This is a genomic window from Thermoplasmata archaeon (assembly GCA_036395115.1).
Lineage (GTDB): Archaea > Thermoplasmatota > Thermoplasmata > RBG-16-68-12 > RBG-16-68-12 > RBG-16-68-12.
Window position 1 is genome coordinate 22,305 of sequence record DASWDU010000028.1, and the last position, 14,898, is coordinate 37,202.

The following is a 14,898-nucleotide window of genomic DNA, read 5'->3' on the forward strand; positions in this document are numbered from 1 at the left end:
CGTCGACGGGGATAGGGATTCCGTCGTGTCCGCGAGCAACCGCCAGCAGCGTCGGCTTTTTTGGCCGGATTCCGATGACGGGTTCGATGTCGCAATCCGCGTCGGGATTGGTCGCGTTCCGAGGGTTCCGTCCTTGACCTATCTGAAGAGCGTGAAGCGCGGATGGTCGGAGGGGGCGGTTCAGCAGAGCATCCGACGGATCGTGGGCGAGAACGTGCTGTGCTCGATGTCGACGATTCGACCTCGGAACGGGGCGCACATCAACACCGCGTACTTCTGTTATTCCCCCGCAATGGAAATCTTCTTCCTTTCGGACGCCAGCTCGACGCACTGCCGCAACCTCGATCGGAATCCGTCGATGGCCGTGGCGGTGTTCCGCTCGACGCAGGTTTGGGGCAGGCCCGACCGCGGACTCCAGCTCTTCGGAACGTGCCATCAGGCTGTGGGTCCCCTTGCGCGGCGGGCGGAACGGCTTTACGGCCAGCGGTTCCCCCGCTACGCCCGAAACGTCGCGATGACATCCGGCGCGTCGAAGCGCGGGGCCGATCAGCTTCGGTCCTATCGCTTTTATCGGTTCGTGCCGAGGACGGTCAAGATCCTGGACGAACGGGTGTTCGGGGGCGCCGTGTTCGTGATCGTGTCGGTGCCGAAGCCATGAGGTCGGGCGTTCACGTCATATCGATTCGCCGAGGCGCTTCAGGACGAGCATCGCGCGCAGCGTGACCATCTTGCTCGGTTCTCCCGGTTTCTCGAGCGCGAACGGAGTCGGCAGACCTTTCGTGTACCACTTGGCCACTTTGGCATCGAGGTCGGGATGGACCGCGTCGAGGTTCCATCGGCCGTCCGCCCGCCGCTTCTCTTTGAGGAGCGACACGGCGGCGCGCATGCGCGGATCTGCGCCGTAGCCGAGGGAGGTCATGAAGTCAAGGCCGACCAGGATGTCGTAGTAGTAGTGGATCGGATAGTGGAAGCGATACCAGGGCTCGTAGCGGGAACCCTGCTTGTGCAGCTCCCGCTGAAGGTAGAACTCGGCCGCGTCCTCGACCGCGCGCTTCATCCCCTCTGTCCACTTCTCCCTCGGGTAGGCGGCGAAGGCGCTCATCCCCTCCCACGAGTCCAGGTTGCGGCCGCTCCCGAAGCAGCTCCAGCCGCCGTTCTTGTCTCGATGCTGGACGAGCCACTCGAGGGCGCTTCGGACCTTCGGGTGGTCCGCGTAGCCGAACTTCACGAGGGCACGGGCCGTGTTCCCGACGACGCACAGGTGGCTCGCCTTCGCGCCGTCCATGGAGAATCCGCCATCGTCCTTCGCGAACCGCTCGATCCACAGCTCGCACGCCGCGCGGGTTCGAGGCTCTTCTTTCGTGAGGCCGAGGTCCGAGAGGATCAGCAGCATCCAGTTCGTGGACAGGTACTTCGGGCGGTACAGGCTCTCGTCGTTGATCCAGAATCCTCCCGGTCGCTGTGCCGCGAGGATGTCCGCCGCCCACCCCTTCCGAGGGATGGCCTCCTTCGCGCCGCTCGCGTCAGGATCATCTTCCGGCCGCTCGAGCAGTTGCGTGAGCGCCAGATACCGCACGGAGGGCTGGTCCTCCTCCAGGAGCCAGGCCAATGCGCCTTCCGACGTCGCGGAGCCTCCCGTCGGAACGTGAGGCGTCTCGCTACTTCATTGTTGGCACGCGGTCGGTGAATCCCGTCTCGGGGGGATCGATGGGACTCAAGGCCGACGGCTCGACGCCGACGGGATCAAGCGGCCCGGGATCGTCCCGCCGAAACAAGTTCTCCCAGGACCGCCGCGCAATTCCGGCTGGTCGCCAGCCACGCGTGCGCGACTGCCAGGGCGGCCTCAAGAGCGATGCGTACAGTGTGGAAAGCCACCGCGCAACCTGCTTGATCCGTACTCGTTCGTCGTTCGTTCCTGAAGGCGAGCCGTGGCCTCGCGGCCGTTCAGAGGCGCGGCGGCCGGTTCTCGTTCCGACCTCGGGATGGCTGCGGGCCGCTTCTGCCCCGGCAACAGCGGTCACGAGAGGAGTCTCCCCGAGCGCCAAGACATCGCTCCCGTTAATGTCAACGGATTGCAACGCGAGCCGAAGGGCGTCAACCATCGTCTCGGGGCTGCCGATGTCCAAGGCCACCTCGTCCGAACCGAGCCGGACGCCGATCACGGTCTCGCCCGCCACGATGAGTTCCTGGATCGCATCCGTGAGTTGCAGCTCACCGTTCTTGCCGGGGGGGACGCTCGACAGGGCGTCAAAAATCCGGTCCGTGAAGACGTAGACCGGCATGATCGCGTGGTTGCTCTTCGGCGCCCGAGGTTTTTCCACCGCGGACGTGATTCTCAGGACTCCGTCTTCGAGGCGAATCCCCTCGAGCACCCCGTACGCCCTCGGATCCGGGACGTCACGGAACAGGACCGTCGCCGCCGCGCGGTACTTTCGGTGCGCCGTTTCCAGCCGATGCAGGTATCGGTCCCCCGCCGACTGGATGAACGTGTCGGCCGCTTGGAGCAAAAAGTTCCCGCGGATGACGGGCCGGCCGAGGAGGACCGCATCCCCGAACCCCCGGGGTTCGGCCTGATTGAGGAACACGAGGTTCGAGGATCGGATCTTCTCGTAGAATTCAGCGAGGCTCTTCCATGCCTTCCCGTCCTTGTCCAGGTACTCCAGCAACCCCGAATCCACGGAGAAGTGATCCTCGATGGCCCGCTTGCCTCGTCCGACGACGATGTAGAAGCTACGGACTCCGGCCGCGTGGAGCTGCTCGAAGATCGCCTGGATCAACGGCTTCAGGATCAGGGAACCATCCCGATCGGAGCAGATCATGGGGAACATTTCCTTCGGGATTTCTTTGGAGAACGGAAGGAGTCTCGTCCCCGCGCCGCCCGCGGTGATGAGCGCCTCGTGCCCATCGAGCCGTGAAGGGGTCGACAGCGTTGTTGGTTGGGAGTCCACGCGCGCCACCGAGTCCTCCTCAGACTTGGAGGGGTGTCAAAAGGATATTCCGTCACGTTCTCGACATCCGTGACAGTTCGACTCTCTTTGAGCACATCCGAACACACGGCCCATATGACCCGCGCCTTTCTCCTATATAGAACGGGTCCCACGGACGGTCATCGAACCGTACGACCAGGGGGGACGTCGATCGGAAAGGTCTTGGTGACGGGAGGCAACGGGTTCATCGCGAGCCATCTCGCGGAGCGACTCGAGGACCTCGGCGATGACGTTACCCTCCTCGACCTCGAATTCAACGCGAACACGAAGTCCCTCGATTGCGAGCGGGTCCGGGCGGACGTCCGCGATTACGCCGCGATTCACGATGCGGTCGAAGGGAAGGACGCGGTCTTCCATTTCGCGGCGGTCTCTCGCGTCGCGTGGGGCCAAGAGGATCCGTACAATTGCTGGACGACGAACCAGCTCGGCACGTTGAATGTCCTGGAGGCGTGCCGGAAGTCGGAGTCCCGGCCGACGCTCTTCTATGCGTCGAGCCGCGAGGTCTACGGCGAGCCTCGCTACCTGCCCGTCGACGAGGCCCACCCCAAGGCGCCCGTGTCGGTCTACGGCGTGACGAAGCTCTGCGCGGAGCGGGCCTGTCGGTCGTATGCCGCTTCGAGCGGACTCGACCGCTCGGTCGACGAGGTGATCTTCCGGTTCTCGAACGTGTACGGGAGCGAGCGGGATCTGCCGGAGCGGGTGATCCCGAAGTTCATGGCGAGCGCCCTGCGGGGCGAGGACATCGTCCTGTACGGCGGCGAGCAAGTGCTCGACTTCACCTTCATCGACGACACGGTCGGCGGAATCCTGCGGGCGTACCTCGCGACGATCGACAACGGCCGCGACCTCGTCGGCGAGGAATTCCACTTCGTCACCGGGAGGGGGGTGTCCGTCTCCGAGCTCGCCGAGATGATCGTCAACCTGACAGGTTCGTCCTCCCGGATCGTCAGGGGCTCCGCGAACGGGTTCGAGGTCCGCCGTTTCATCGGCGATCCGCGGAAATCGCAGAAGATGCTCGGGTACGCTCCGCGTGTCCGGCTCGAAGACGGACTGAAACGCTTGAAGGAGAGAATGCTCTCGACGAGTCATCGAGATTTTACTCGTGGGGTCCGTGGGTCTCCCACCGTCGTCGAGGAGCTCCCGGGGTGGTGAATGTGTCGCAGGTAACGAGGAAGCTCTGACGGAACCGAGCGTGGTCCTCGGGCGGCCCTGCGTCCGCGGTAAGACCTTTTGCGTCGGCTCGGAGAAAGTTCTGGTCCGCGGCGTGAGCTACGGCACCTTCCAGGTGGACGAGTCGGGTCAGGAGCGCACCTGACGCCCAAGGTGGTCGATCATGGCTTCGCGCGGATGACGGAGGAAGGCTTTCAGCGTCGTCCGGATGCACATCGGCCCGCCGCGGTGCGTCTTGGGTAGGGCCTTCAAGCCGGGCTCTGGGTCATGGTCGGCCGCAACTGGAACAACCATACGCGCCGAAGGCTCCCACGGATTCCAGAGCGGACATTTCACGCGATGAAATGCAGAGGGCGATCTTGCGGCACTAGACGACTGGAGCGGTAGACCGCCGCACCGTCGTGAGGGCCGCCCTCGGGTTCGCCTCCACCAGGATTCCTACGGGAGGTCTAGTTTCAATTTTGATAGCACCACAACCTGTTGATTTACCCCTGGTCCCATTATAGCTATGGCAGTGGGGGCACGGCCGGGGACGCACCGCATCACGACGGCGTCGTGGCGTCGAGCGTCTGCAAAAACTGTTCCAATATGACTAAGTATCTGCCGTCTCACTTATTACGCCCTTGCCGGGGGTGTGGAGAAATCGAGTGGGCAGGATTTTGATCACGGGAGGAAATGGTTTTGTCGGAAGCCATTTGGCTGAACGCCTGGTGGCTCTCGGCCAATCGGTAACGCTATTTGACCTCCATTTCACCTCGAATTCCCGAGGGCTTGGGTGCGCGAAGGTCCGCGGCGATGTCCGAGATTACAGGTCCGTGCGAGAAGCCGCGAGGGGGAAGGACGCCGTCTTCCATTTCGCCGCGGTGTCGCGCGTCGCTTGGGGCCAGCAAGATCCGTACAGTTGTTGGGTTACGAATCAGCTGGGCACGTTGAACGTCCTCGAGTCCTGCCGGAAATCGAGGTCCAAGCCGGTCCTCTTCTATGCGTCGAGCCGGGAGGTGTACGGCGAGCCGGAGACTCTCCCGGTGACCGAGAGCGCACCGAACAACCCGATTTCGGTATACGGCATGACGAAACTGTGCGCGGAACGGGCGTGTCTGACGTATGCGGCCCCCGAGACCAATGGTCACAAGGTCAATCAGGTGATCTTCCGCTTCTCGAACGTGTACGGTAGCGAGCGAGACGTGCCGGAGCGGGTGATTCCGAAGTTCATGGCGAAGGCTCTTCGAGGGGAAGACATCACCCTCTTCGGCGGCGACCAAGTGCTGGATTTCACGTTTATCGATGACACCGTCTTCGGGATTCTGAAAGCGTACCAGGCCACCTTGGATGGCAGGGACGACCTCTTCGGTCAGAAGTTTCATTTCGTTACCGGGCGCGGCGTGTCCATCTCGGACCTTGCGAAGATGGTCGTGGAGGTGACGGGCTCGTCGTCCCAGATCCTCAAGGGCTCCTCGAACGGCTTCGACGTCCGCCGGTTCATCGGAGATCCCGCGAAGTCTCGGACAGTGCTTGGCTTTGAGGCCAGAGTGCCCTTGGAGGAAGGATTGGAGACCCTCAAGGAGCGCCTGCTCACGATCGAGACGACCCCGGCTGCGACCTGAGAAGGTCTGAGAAGCCTGCGAGTCCTGAAGACCACGTCGGCCTGCCTGGGGAATCTCGACCGAGACGTCGGCGGCTTGATGGTAGCTGATGAGGGGGATCCTCCGCTCGGCGGACGCGCGGTGGATGCGGGGGCCACACAGCGTTGGCGACTCGATTTCGCGCTCAATGCGATAGCTCGTCACATGACCGTCGTCAACCCCTTGGCCCGGAGGAGCGATTCGATCCCGTTTCGCTAGGACCCACCTTGAGTCAGCGCGTGGCTCAGGATTCCTGCCATGACTTTCTTGGTGTCGAAGTGGGCCTCCGCCAGCTTTCGCGCCGCACGACAGTGGCGTTCATAATCGGCATTGATAATGTCGAACGCCTGTGCCGCCTGCTCAGGCGTCGTGAAGCGGAACATGCCCTCATCGTTGGGCAGGAATGCGCTCGGACCGGTGTCCTGGACCACGACCGGCTTGCCGCTCGCCAAGTAGCACGCAGTACGGTCACTCACCCATGCGTTCTGGAATTCGATGTACGAACGTTTGGCGCAGCTGAATTCGCCGCGCGACTGCTGGATGTACTTCTGATACATCTCGGGTGTGGCCGCCACGTCGCGTGAGAGGCGGATCCGCCAACCCCGCCCTTCCATCTCCTTCGACTCCTTCATGTCCCTCTCCCTCTTCAGAAACAAGGCCAGCTCCAGCGGTTGCCGGGTCAGCCGGGGTAGGTCGGAATACTCCAGGAACGCGGCTCGTTTCGTGTTCTCGTATTTCTGGTCCCCGTCCACGACCCAATCTGAGGAATCCCAGATGGAGACAGTCGTGAAAGCTTCGCAGTTCGGGTCGAACCGGTAGGGCCATTGATCGAGGTAGACGGGCGGCCGGATGGAGATCCAGCTCAAACCGCAATCGGGAATTCTGCCGCCCGGCTTGCCCACGTTCTCGCCTACGGTGAAATACAGGTCATGTCGAGGGACGGTCAGTTGCCCGCGGGAGATCCAGAACTGGAGGAGCCCTGGATCGATATCCACCAACGCGGTGCGTTGGAAGCGCGCGAGCAGCGCGGGGCTGATCCCGTAGTGAAAATTCAACAAGAAATCCGCTCCCTCAAAGATTGTTTCCGCCTCGTCCCGTTTCATGTCGAGGTATCCAGTCGGCGCCTTGGAAGGAGGCTTCTTCGTATCCGTCACGTACACGATGGACTTGCCCTCAAGCCCGTACCGTTGCATCCGCTCGCGGAAGGTAGCCAGCGCGGCGGCCTCCTGGTCGGTGCGACCTTTGGTTCGAAAGGCCTCCAGCCAGTATACGTCGCAGCCGAGTTGGCGCAGTCCCAGCGCATATTGGAGGTAGACCCAGAAGTGCCCTCCGCCCTCAGGAAAGGCGACGGTATTGTAGGCTGCGATGACCACGGTTGGCTTGGTCACGCCGTCACCCCGCGCGCTCAAGCGTTCGCTCAGGCGGCACAGGCGACGGGAGGACGGGTTTGAACTGATCAAACCACCCCTCGACCTCCGTGAGCGCCTCGGTCGCCCACTCGGCGTGGTCCATGACCAAAGCGATTGCCGGCCAGATGATCCGGTTGACGATTCGAGCGTACTCGGCGGTCTGGAAGAGGGCGTTCAGGGTGTCCTGCTCGGGGAGCCGCGATCCCTGTGTTTCCACTTCTTTGCGGTAGAATTCGAGGATGGATTGCCTCTGATCGACCGGGAAGCGCAGGAGAAACGTCGATAGGTCGTAGCTGAACGGGCCGACGGCAACGTGGTCCCAGTCGATGAGGCGTGCCTGCAGTCCGTCTTTCGTCTCAATCACGAAGACGTTCATGGCCCACAGATCGCCATGGAGCAAGGTCTCCGCTCCTCCCGAGTCCTCGACGAGTCGTTCCCGCTCAGGAAGGTCTCGTCGGAGGGCGTCGAGACGTTGGAGGAGGCGGAGGCGCAGGGCTTCGTCGCTTGCGCCCGCCTCCCACGCGTCGAGGGCGTAGACGGCGTCTTTCACGTTCGCCCTGAAGAACTGCATCCCCAGGTCACCGCCGTGGAGCCGGACTTCCCCCAGCAGTGGATGCCTGGCAAACCGAGTGTGCATCCGCGCGATTTGTTCGACGGCCGCTCGGACCGCCTCGGGTGCAGCACGTTGCGGGTCCAACCCGTGCGGACCGAGGTCGTTGTACACATGCCAGACGCAGGCCCCAGTGGGGTCGGCGACGCTGCCCGCCAACGGTGGACCGATGCTGCCCAGACCGGCCGCGGGAAGCCAGCGCTTCGCCGCAAGTTCGTTCCGGTGGGCGATTGCGGGACTCAGACGCTTGACGATGAGTGTGTCGGGATGGCCGTTGACGGCGAAGCGCAAGCGGAACACCCGCGTGGACTGCGGCTTCAGTTGCGAATGTCCGAGGAAGCTCCCCTTGGCGGCCGGCCCTCCGAGGAGTTCCTGCAGCAATCCGCGGAGTTCGGGCAGGCCCGGCTGCCCGGAGCCAGCGAGAAGCTGGTCCAGACCGTCAATCAGGGCCATACCTCACGATGGCCGAACGAATGGCCTCATCGGACACCACATCGAGTTCGGTTCGAGGGCCTCTGACCACCATCATCGGTCGTCCACAGAACCGTGTTCCGGGTATATCCAGATAAGCTTTGCGTTGTGTTCGGATGTACCGACAACCTCTTGATATCCGAGAATCGTAGAAGTTGGCGGTGAGATGACCGTCCCCGAAGCGACGCCGGAGTCTCGGACCCAACGGAGCACCGTTGTGGGCCGTCCCACGGTCCGAGGAAAGTACCTGTTCGTGGGGGCCGAGAAGTTCTGGGTTCGCGGCATCAGTTATGGTACATTCTATATGGACGAAAACCGGCAGGAGCGTCTGACGCCCGAGAAGGTGGAGAGGGACTTCTCGCAGATGGCGGCGCACGGCTTCAACGTCGTACGCGTGTACACCGCGCCGCCTCGGTGGCTCTTGGACGCAGCCTTGGAGCATGGGCTCCGGGTCATGATCGGACTCAACTGGGGCGAGCACATGGCCTTCCTGGGCGAGCCGAGGAGGGTCGAGGAGATCGAAGGACGAGTCCGAACCTGGATTCGTTCGTCCGCGGGCCATCCCGCCGTGTTCTGTTACATCATCGGGAATGAGATCCCCACGTCGATCGTCCGGTGGCACGGACGGCGTCGCGTCGAAAGATTCATCGAACGCTTGTACCGGATTGCCAAGGAGGAGGATCCGGATGCCTTGGTCACCTACGTAAACTACCCGTCGACCGAATACCTGCGCCTACCATTCCTGGATTTTTTCTGCTTCAATGTTTACCTCGAATCCCGTGATTCGTTCGAGGGCTATCTCTCCCGTTTGCACAGTTTGAGCGACGATCGTCCCGTGATGCTCGCGGAGATTGGGCTGGACAGTCTGCGCGGGGGGGAACAACGGCAAGCCACGATGCTGGAGTCGCAGGTCAAAGCCGCGTTCCTGCTCGGCTGTGCCGGGGTCATCATCTTCGCCTGGACGGATGAATGGTACCACGGGAAGTACCGGGTCGAGGACTGGGCCTTCGGCTTGACGACCCTCGATCGAACGCCGAAGCTCGCCCTTCCCGCAGTGTCAAAAGCCTTCGCGGAATCGCCCTTTCCGCCCGGACTCCAGTGGCCGAAATTCTCAGTGGTTGTGTGCACGTACAACGGCGCGTCGACGATTCGCGACACACTGGAAGCCCTACGCAACTTGGACTATCCCTCCTTTGAAGTGATCGTCGTGAACGACGGCTCGACCGACGGGACCGCGCAGATCATCTCGAGCTATCCCTACAGGGTCATCCACGAGGAGAATCAAGGCCTGAGCCGAGCGCGCAACATCGGAATCGCAGCGGCCACGGGAGAGATGGTGGCGTTCATCGACGACGACGCCTACCCGGACCCACACTGGTTGCGGTTCCTCGCCCTTTCCTTCATGGAAGCCAAATACGCTGCGGTCGGCGGCCCGAACCTCGCCCCATCGACTGACGGATGGAGGGCAGGCGCGATTGCGAACGCCCCCGGCGGGCCGAACGCGGTTCTCCTCACCGATCGGACTGCGGAGCACATCCCAGGATGCAACATGGCGTTCCGGAAGAGCGCGCTCGAAGCGATCGGAGGGTTTGACCCCGTGTTCCGGACCGCGGGCGACGACGTCGATCTCTGTTGGCGACTACGGGACCGCGGGGAGGTCATCGGATATTCCGCCGCGGCGGTCGTCTGGCACCATCGCCGCCGGTCCCTTCGAACGTATTGGAAACAGCAGGTCGGATACGGAAAGGCGGAAGCGTTGCTGGAGAAAAAATGGCCTTCGCGGTACGATTCCCTCGGGCGGTTGAGCTGGCTCGGCAGGATCTATGGCAGAGGCGTCTCCTACGATCTGTCTTCGTTGGGCGGACGTGTCTACCAAGGCGTCTGGGGCACGGCACCGTTCCAGTCGCTGTACCAACCGATCCGTTCTCGCTGGTCTTGGGCTCTGATGCCCGAGTGGTACCTGCTCGTCGCGATCCTCTCTGGGATGTTCCTGCTCAGCCTGGGGTGGGAAGCGTCCTTCCTCCTCGGGCCGTGCCTGCTCCTTTCCCTCGCTGTGCCGGTCGCCCAAGCCGCGATCTCCGCCGCCCGGGCCCGCTTCCTCGGCTCTCGTGCGACCAGCCGGTGGTCACTCCTCGAACTCCGGACGGTCGTCCTGGTCCTGCATCTCTCCCAACCGATGGCCAGGCTCGTCGGGAGGATGCGGGGCGGCTTGACTCCCTGGCGGAGGCGAGGCCCGAAGACGCGACCTCGGCTCCGACCCCTTCGCATGATTTACTGGCGTGACGAGCGCGAACCGCCGGAGGATACATTGAGAGCGCTTCAGAAGGACCTCCAAACGGCGGGCGCGATCGTGAGGGTCGGCGGGGAGTTCGACGCATGGGACTTGGAGGTCCTTGGAGGACCGTTCGGAAGGAGTCAGTTACTCCTCGCCGTGGAGGACCACGCCCCGCGGAAGCAACTCTTGCGCTTCCGAATTTCTCCGAAGGTTTCCCGGTCGGCGATCGGCCTCTCCGCCGCGTTTGGGGCTCTCGCGGTGGGAGCCCTTCAATCCGGCGTGTGGGTATCGAGCATCGTGGCGGCCGTGATCGCGGCCTTTGTCGCTGCGCGGGCGTTGGCCGACTGCGGATTCTCGGCGGGCATCCTAGGCGAATGGGTCAGACGGTTCGGAGCCACCGAACCGGCGCCGTCCACGACGGTAGAAGGGAGAGACGAAATCAAGCAGGCCGATGAACCGCCTCGACCACGGGAGCCACACGAGGAGGTACTGGAGTGACCCCGCCTGACGATGGGCCGAAGGAGGAGACGAAGCGGCGGTCCCCCAAACGCGTCGATCCCGATGAATTTCGTGGCGCGACCGACGGAGCGTCCCATCGGCCTCTCGACGAGCAACAGGCCACCGACCGGAAGTCCGATCGCCCTTCCCATGAGCCGCGGCGCCTCGACGACAAACGAAGGGCCCACGACAGCCCCGCGATCCCGAGCCGGAGGACAACCCCGCAGCGGTCCGAGCCCGTGGGCGCCCATCCGCCTTCGGTCCGCGACAAGCGTGACCGGAGGTTCATCGCAACCGCGGCCGAACTGATCACCGGCGCGTTCCTTTCGTATTTTGCGCTCGACGCGCTCTCGACGGTCCCCACACGGTGGGTCCGCTTCATTGGGCCGATTTTCGCGTTGGGAGTTTTGTGGCTCATCACCGCACGTCAAGTCCTGCAAACTCGGGAGCGCCCTCCGGCCAAGCGGCGGATGGGTCGGAGGCTACTCCGTGCAATGCGCCCATACGTCCCATCCATCGCTTTGCTCTTCCTCGTGTCCTTCGCGTCGGTGCCGCTGACCTTGATCACTCCCTTGCCGATCAAGCTCATCGTAGACAACGTCGTCGGGTCGAAACCGCTCCCGGGTTATGTGGCGTGGCTGATGCCCTATGTCGCGTGGCTGACGCCTAATCCCTCTGGGGCCGCGAATGAGGCGGTGTTGGCGATCGCAATTGGCATCCTCCTGGGAGCGACGGTCCTCACCCAACTGCAAAATCTCGCGAACGCCTGGCTTACCAATCGCCTCGGAAACCAAATGAACGTCGACATGCGAGTCCGATTATTTCGTCAATTGCAGCGTCTATCGACCGCGTATCACGACACGAAGGGGACCACGGATTCCACGTACCGCATCCAGTACGATGCGACCGCGCTCTCATCTCTGTCGACGGAAATCCTCGTCCCTCTCGTCACGGCCATCCTCACGCTCGGAGGGATGATCGTGGTCATGGCCAGCCTCGACCTGCAGCTCGCCTTCATCGCCTTGCTCGTGTCCCCTTTCATGTTCTTGCTCACGCTCACCTATCGACGTCGGATTCGTGTCGGCTGGCGCAACGTGAAGTCCTCTGAGAGTGCGGCGATGTCCGTCGCACAGGAGTCGTTGAGCGCATCACGCGTCGTGAAGGCGTATGGCCAGGAAGCCCGAGCGAACGAGCAGTTCCGTTCCCGTTACACGAAGACGGCCTCAGCCTCGCTCAACGTGACCGTCGACCAGGGTAAATACAGCCTGATTGTCGGTGTCGTAACGGCAATCGGTTTGGCGGCCGTCCTGTTCATCGGCGTCCAGCACGTGCAGGCGGGGACCCTGCTCGCCGGCGACCTGCTAGTGGTCTACTACTACATGACCCAATTCTACTCGCCTTTGAAAGACGTGGGGAAAAAGGTCCTCGACATCCAGAAGTCGATGGCTGGGATGGAGCGATTTCTCGAAATTCTGGACGAAAAAGCCGACGTCCCAGAGAAACCCGATGCACGTCCGCTCGAGTCCGCCGTCGGCCATATCGCCTTCAAAGGAGTGTCCTTCGGATACGATGCAAGTCGGCCCGTCTTGCGCGATGTGTCCTTCGATCTGCCCCGCGGCATGTGCCTTGGCATCGTCGGCCCGACCGGGTCTGGGAAGACGACCCTCGCCAACCTCCTCGTGCGGTTCTTCGACCCGACGGAGGGCGCGATCACCCTCGACGGGATCGACCTCCGCGACTACAAGGTCGCCGATCTCCGGAACCAGTTCGCCGTTGTCCTCCAAGACACCCTCCTCTTCTCGACGACCATCGCCGAGAACATCCGCTTCGCCAAGCCGGACGCGACCGATCGTGAAATCGAAGCGGCGGCGAGGCTAGCCAACGCAAGTGAGTTCATCACGAATCTTCCGGACGGGTACGAAACACAGGTGGGCGAGCGGGGGATGAAACTGTCGGGTGGGGAGCGTCAGCGCATCTCACTCGCCCGTGCCTTCCTGAAGGACGCGCGGATCTTGATCCTCGATGAGCCGACGAGTTCGCTCGACTTGCGTACCGAGGCCTCGGTCATCGACGCGATCCACCGGCTGATGAATGGCCGTACGACCCTGATGATCGCGCACCGGCCGAGCACGCTGAGGGCGTGCGACGTCATCCTCTTCTTGGAGCCGAACGGGATGAGCCGGTTGACCAACGAGGTCGCGGCGAGCCTCCAGCAGTTGGCCGCGGCCGGCACGGAAGCGTCCGGAAGCGCCCTCGTCGGCGAGGGGAGCGTCTGATTCTGGCAAGGTCGGACCCTCGCTGCCGAAGCTCGATCAACTGACCGCCGGGCTCACGAACGGTCTCCGTCCGTGGCTTTCATCGTGAACTGTCACTGCCAAGTGCGCGACCCCCGAAATCGACTGACCCATTCCTGGTTCCACTTGTGGGTGCTGAAGTCCGAAAGGAGGTGCTGAACAAAGCGCCGTGGCCCAGATGGCGCGCCCGACGGGCTCGGGGATGTCATCGCTGTGGCTCGACCCTTAGTCAACTTCCGTTCGCTCATCGATCCGACCCGGATGACGCCCTCGTACTTGCCGGGCGCCCCGCGGGACAAGCGGAGGCGTCTGAAGGTCGTCGCGATCCGCGTCTTCCCATCGAGGCGAATTGATTCCTTCATCGAGCATGATCTCGCTCCAGTCCGGGACGGGAGGCTGGAGTTTGCAGAGATCGCGATGCGCTTGAAACAGAAACGCTGTGGCTCTGAAAAAAGGCAGATGGCTCAGTCCGATCGGCGGACCTGAGCACGCGTACCCGCGGAGGAACTCTTCGATCACACGGTCGTAGACACGGAGGGATTTCCGTTCCTCCAGGCCGAGCCGTTGGAGCGATATGATAAACCATGCCAGATCTTGGGCCGGGTCCGCGATATGATACTCGTCGAGGTCGATGGAGACGGTCCGGGCTCCGGACAGCATGACGTGTTCGGGCATGTACGTTCCGTGGCTCGCGCGCGGCTCGAACTCGCCGAGGACGGTGGGGGCTTCGGCCTCCAATTTCCGCAGCAGGCGTTCGGCCTTGCCCGCGAACGGCCCACCGGCGTCGCAGAGCCCCTGCGCCCAAAATCGGATAGCGAAGCGCACCCGGTCCGGCCCGCGGAGGGCGCCTTGTAGCGGTGCCTTCGTGTGGAAGTGCCCGAGCCAAGTCCCGCATCGCCTGGCCGCTTCGATTTGCCTCTCCATTTCGTCGCCCCTGAAAATCTCCACGGCCTCGGTCCCGAGGACCTTTTCCTGCACGAGGATGCGAGCAGAATCCAGGCAAGCCAGGGGCCTGGCGATCGCGAACAATGCATCAGAGTCGAAACCTGCGGCGACGACCGACTCCATCACGTCAAAGACATCGGAGCGATCCTTGTCGTACACCTTCACAATGACGCTTCGTTCGTCATCCTCCGGCCCGAACGAAACTTCGAAGGTGCAACGATGCCGATGCGCTCGGAGGTCTCGGACGTGCATCCCCCCGGGCGCGTGGTCAGGCCAGCGGGATTGGATGATCCGTTGCAGTTCAACGCGGACGTCAGGTTGCTCCAAGACTGCCTTGAATTGCGAGATTGCTTTCGACAGCTCGATTGGATCCGCGGGACCATCCTCCGATGTCCGATTGGGCCCTGGCCTCTATAATCCATTGACGCGGACGGAATGGATGAACGGGAGGCTCACACGCGAGCACAGGCGGTTAGTCTCGAACACACACTCGGGGGGGGGGTAGATATCCTTGGCCGTCGCCGGGCTTCAGCCGGATGGGAATCGCCGATCCAGCTCTGCGAAGGGCTCCTCTCTCGCGAGGACGCTCGAGAAGTAAGCCGCCGGATCGACGATCG

General features: G+C 62.9%; 10 protein-coding genes. 5 read left to right on the top strand and 5 right to left on the bottom strand.

What is annotated here, in order from left to right; all coding sequences use genetic code 11:
- Positions 1-133 precede the first annotated feature (133 nt).
- Positions 134-658: a pyridoxamine 5'-phosphate oxidase family protein gene (locus VF992_06515; protein HEX9340806.1), complete on the top strand. Its 525-nt coding sequence runs from the start codon at positions 134-136 to the stop codon at positions 656-658.
- A 15-nt stretch (positions 659-673) separates the two neighbouring features.
- Here the strand turns inward: VF992_06515 and VF992_06520 are convergent, their stop codons facing one another.
- A complete protein-coding gene (locus tag VF992_06520) occupies positions 674-1,609 on the bottom strand; it encodes a hypothetical protein (protein HEX9340807.1) in 936 nt (311 codons plus the stop codon).
- Positions 1,610-1,658: 49 nt separating this feature from the next.
- Positions 1,659-2,957 (bottom strand): sugar phosphate nucleotidyltransferase, encoded by a 1,299-nt coding sequence (locus VF992_06525; protein HEX9340808.1) that lies wholly within the window; start codon positions 2,955-2,957, stop codon positions 1,659-1,661.
- Positions 2,958-3,152: 195 nt separating this feature from the next.
- Here VF992_06525 and VF992_06530 point away from each other — a divergent pair, with 195 nt between their 5' ends.
- Both VF992_06530 and VF992_06535 read left to right on the top strand, forming a co-directional pair.
- Complete coding sequence (locus VF992_06530; protein ID HEX9340809.1) at positions 3,153-4,139, top strand: NAD-dependent epimerase/dehydratase family protein; 987 nt, start codon at positions 3,153-3,155, stop codon at positions 4,137-4,139.
- Positions 4,140-4,804: 665 nt separating this feature from the next.
- The gene (locus tag VF992_06535) at positions 4,805-5,761 is read left to right on the top strand and encodes an NAD-dependent epimerase/dehydratase family protein (protein ID HEX9340810.1); all 957 of its coding nucleotides are present in this window, start codon (positions 4,805-4,807) and stop codon (positions 5,759-5,761) included.
- 233 nt (positions 5,762-5,994) lie between these two features.
- Here VF992_06535 and VF992_06540 read toward each other — a convergent pair whose 3' ends face one another.
- Positions 5,995-7,167 (bottom strand): hypothetical protein, encoded by a 1,173-nt coding sequence (locus VF992_06540; GenBank protein HEX9340811.1) that lies wholly within the window; start codon positions 7,165-7,167, stop codon positions 5,995-5,997.
- Positions 7,168-7,171: 4 nt separating this feature from the next.
- Positions 7,172-8,251 (bottom strand): phosphotransferase, encoded by a 1,080-nt coding sequence (locus VF992_06545; GenBank protein HEX9340812.1) that lies wholly within the window; start codon positions 8,249-8,251, stop codon positions 7,172-7,174.
- 184 nt (positions 8,252-8,435) lie between these two features.
- Between VF992_06545 and VF992_06550 the strand changes: the two genes are divergently transcribed.
- Positions 8,436-11,042, top strand: a complete 2,607-nt coding sequence (locus tag VF992_06550; protein ID HEX9340813.1) for a glycosyltransferase — start codon at positions 8,436-8,438, stop codon at positions 11,040-11,042.
- Entirely contained in the window at positions 11,039-13,318 is a 2,280-nt protein-coding gene (locus tag VF992_06555; GenBank protein HEX9340814.1) for an ABC transporter ATP-binding protein, read from the top strand. The genes VF992_06550 and VF992_06555 overlap by 4 nt, the downstream gene beginning before the upstream one ends.
- Before the next feature lie 243 nt (positions 13,319-13,561).
- Here the strand turns inward: VF992_06555 and VF992_06560 are convergent, their stop codons facing one another.
- On the bottom strand, positions 13,562-14,533 hold the full coding sequence (locus tag VF992_06560; GenBank protein ID HEX9340815.1) for a phosphotransferase: 972 nt from the start codon (positions 14,531-14,533) through the stop codon (positions 13,562-13,564).
- Between the last annotated feature and the right edge of the window lie 365 nt (positions 14,534-14,898).

Excerpts from the sequence above, each read along its gene's own strand:
- VF992_06550 (HEX9340813.1), top strand. The coding sequence starts at position 8,436 with ATGACCGTCCCCGAAGCGACGCCGGAGTCTCGGACCCAACGGAGCACC.
- VF992_06545 (HEX9340812.1), bottom strand. The coding sequence starts at position 8,251 with ATGGCCCTGATTGACGGTCTGGACCAGCTTCTCGCTGGCTCCGGGCAG.
- VF992_06560 (HEX9340815.1), bottom strand. The coding sequence starts at position 14,533 with ATGCACGTCCGAGACCTCCGAGCGCATCGGCATCGTTGCACCTTCGAA.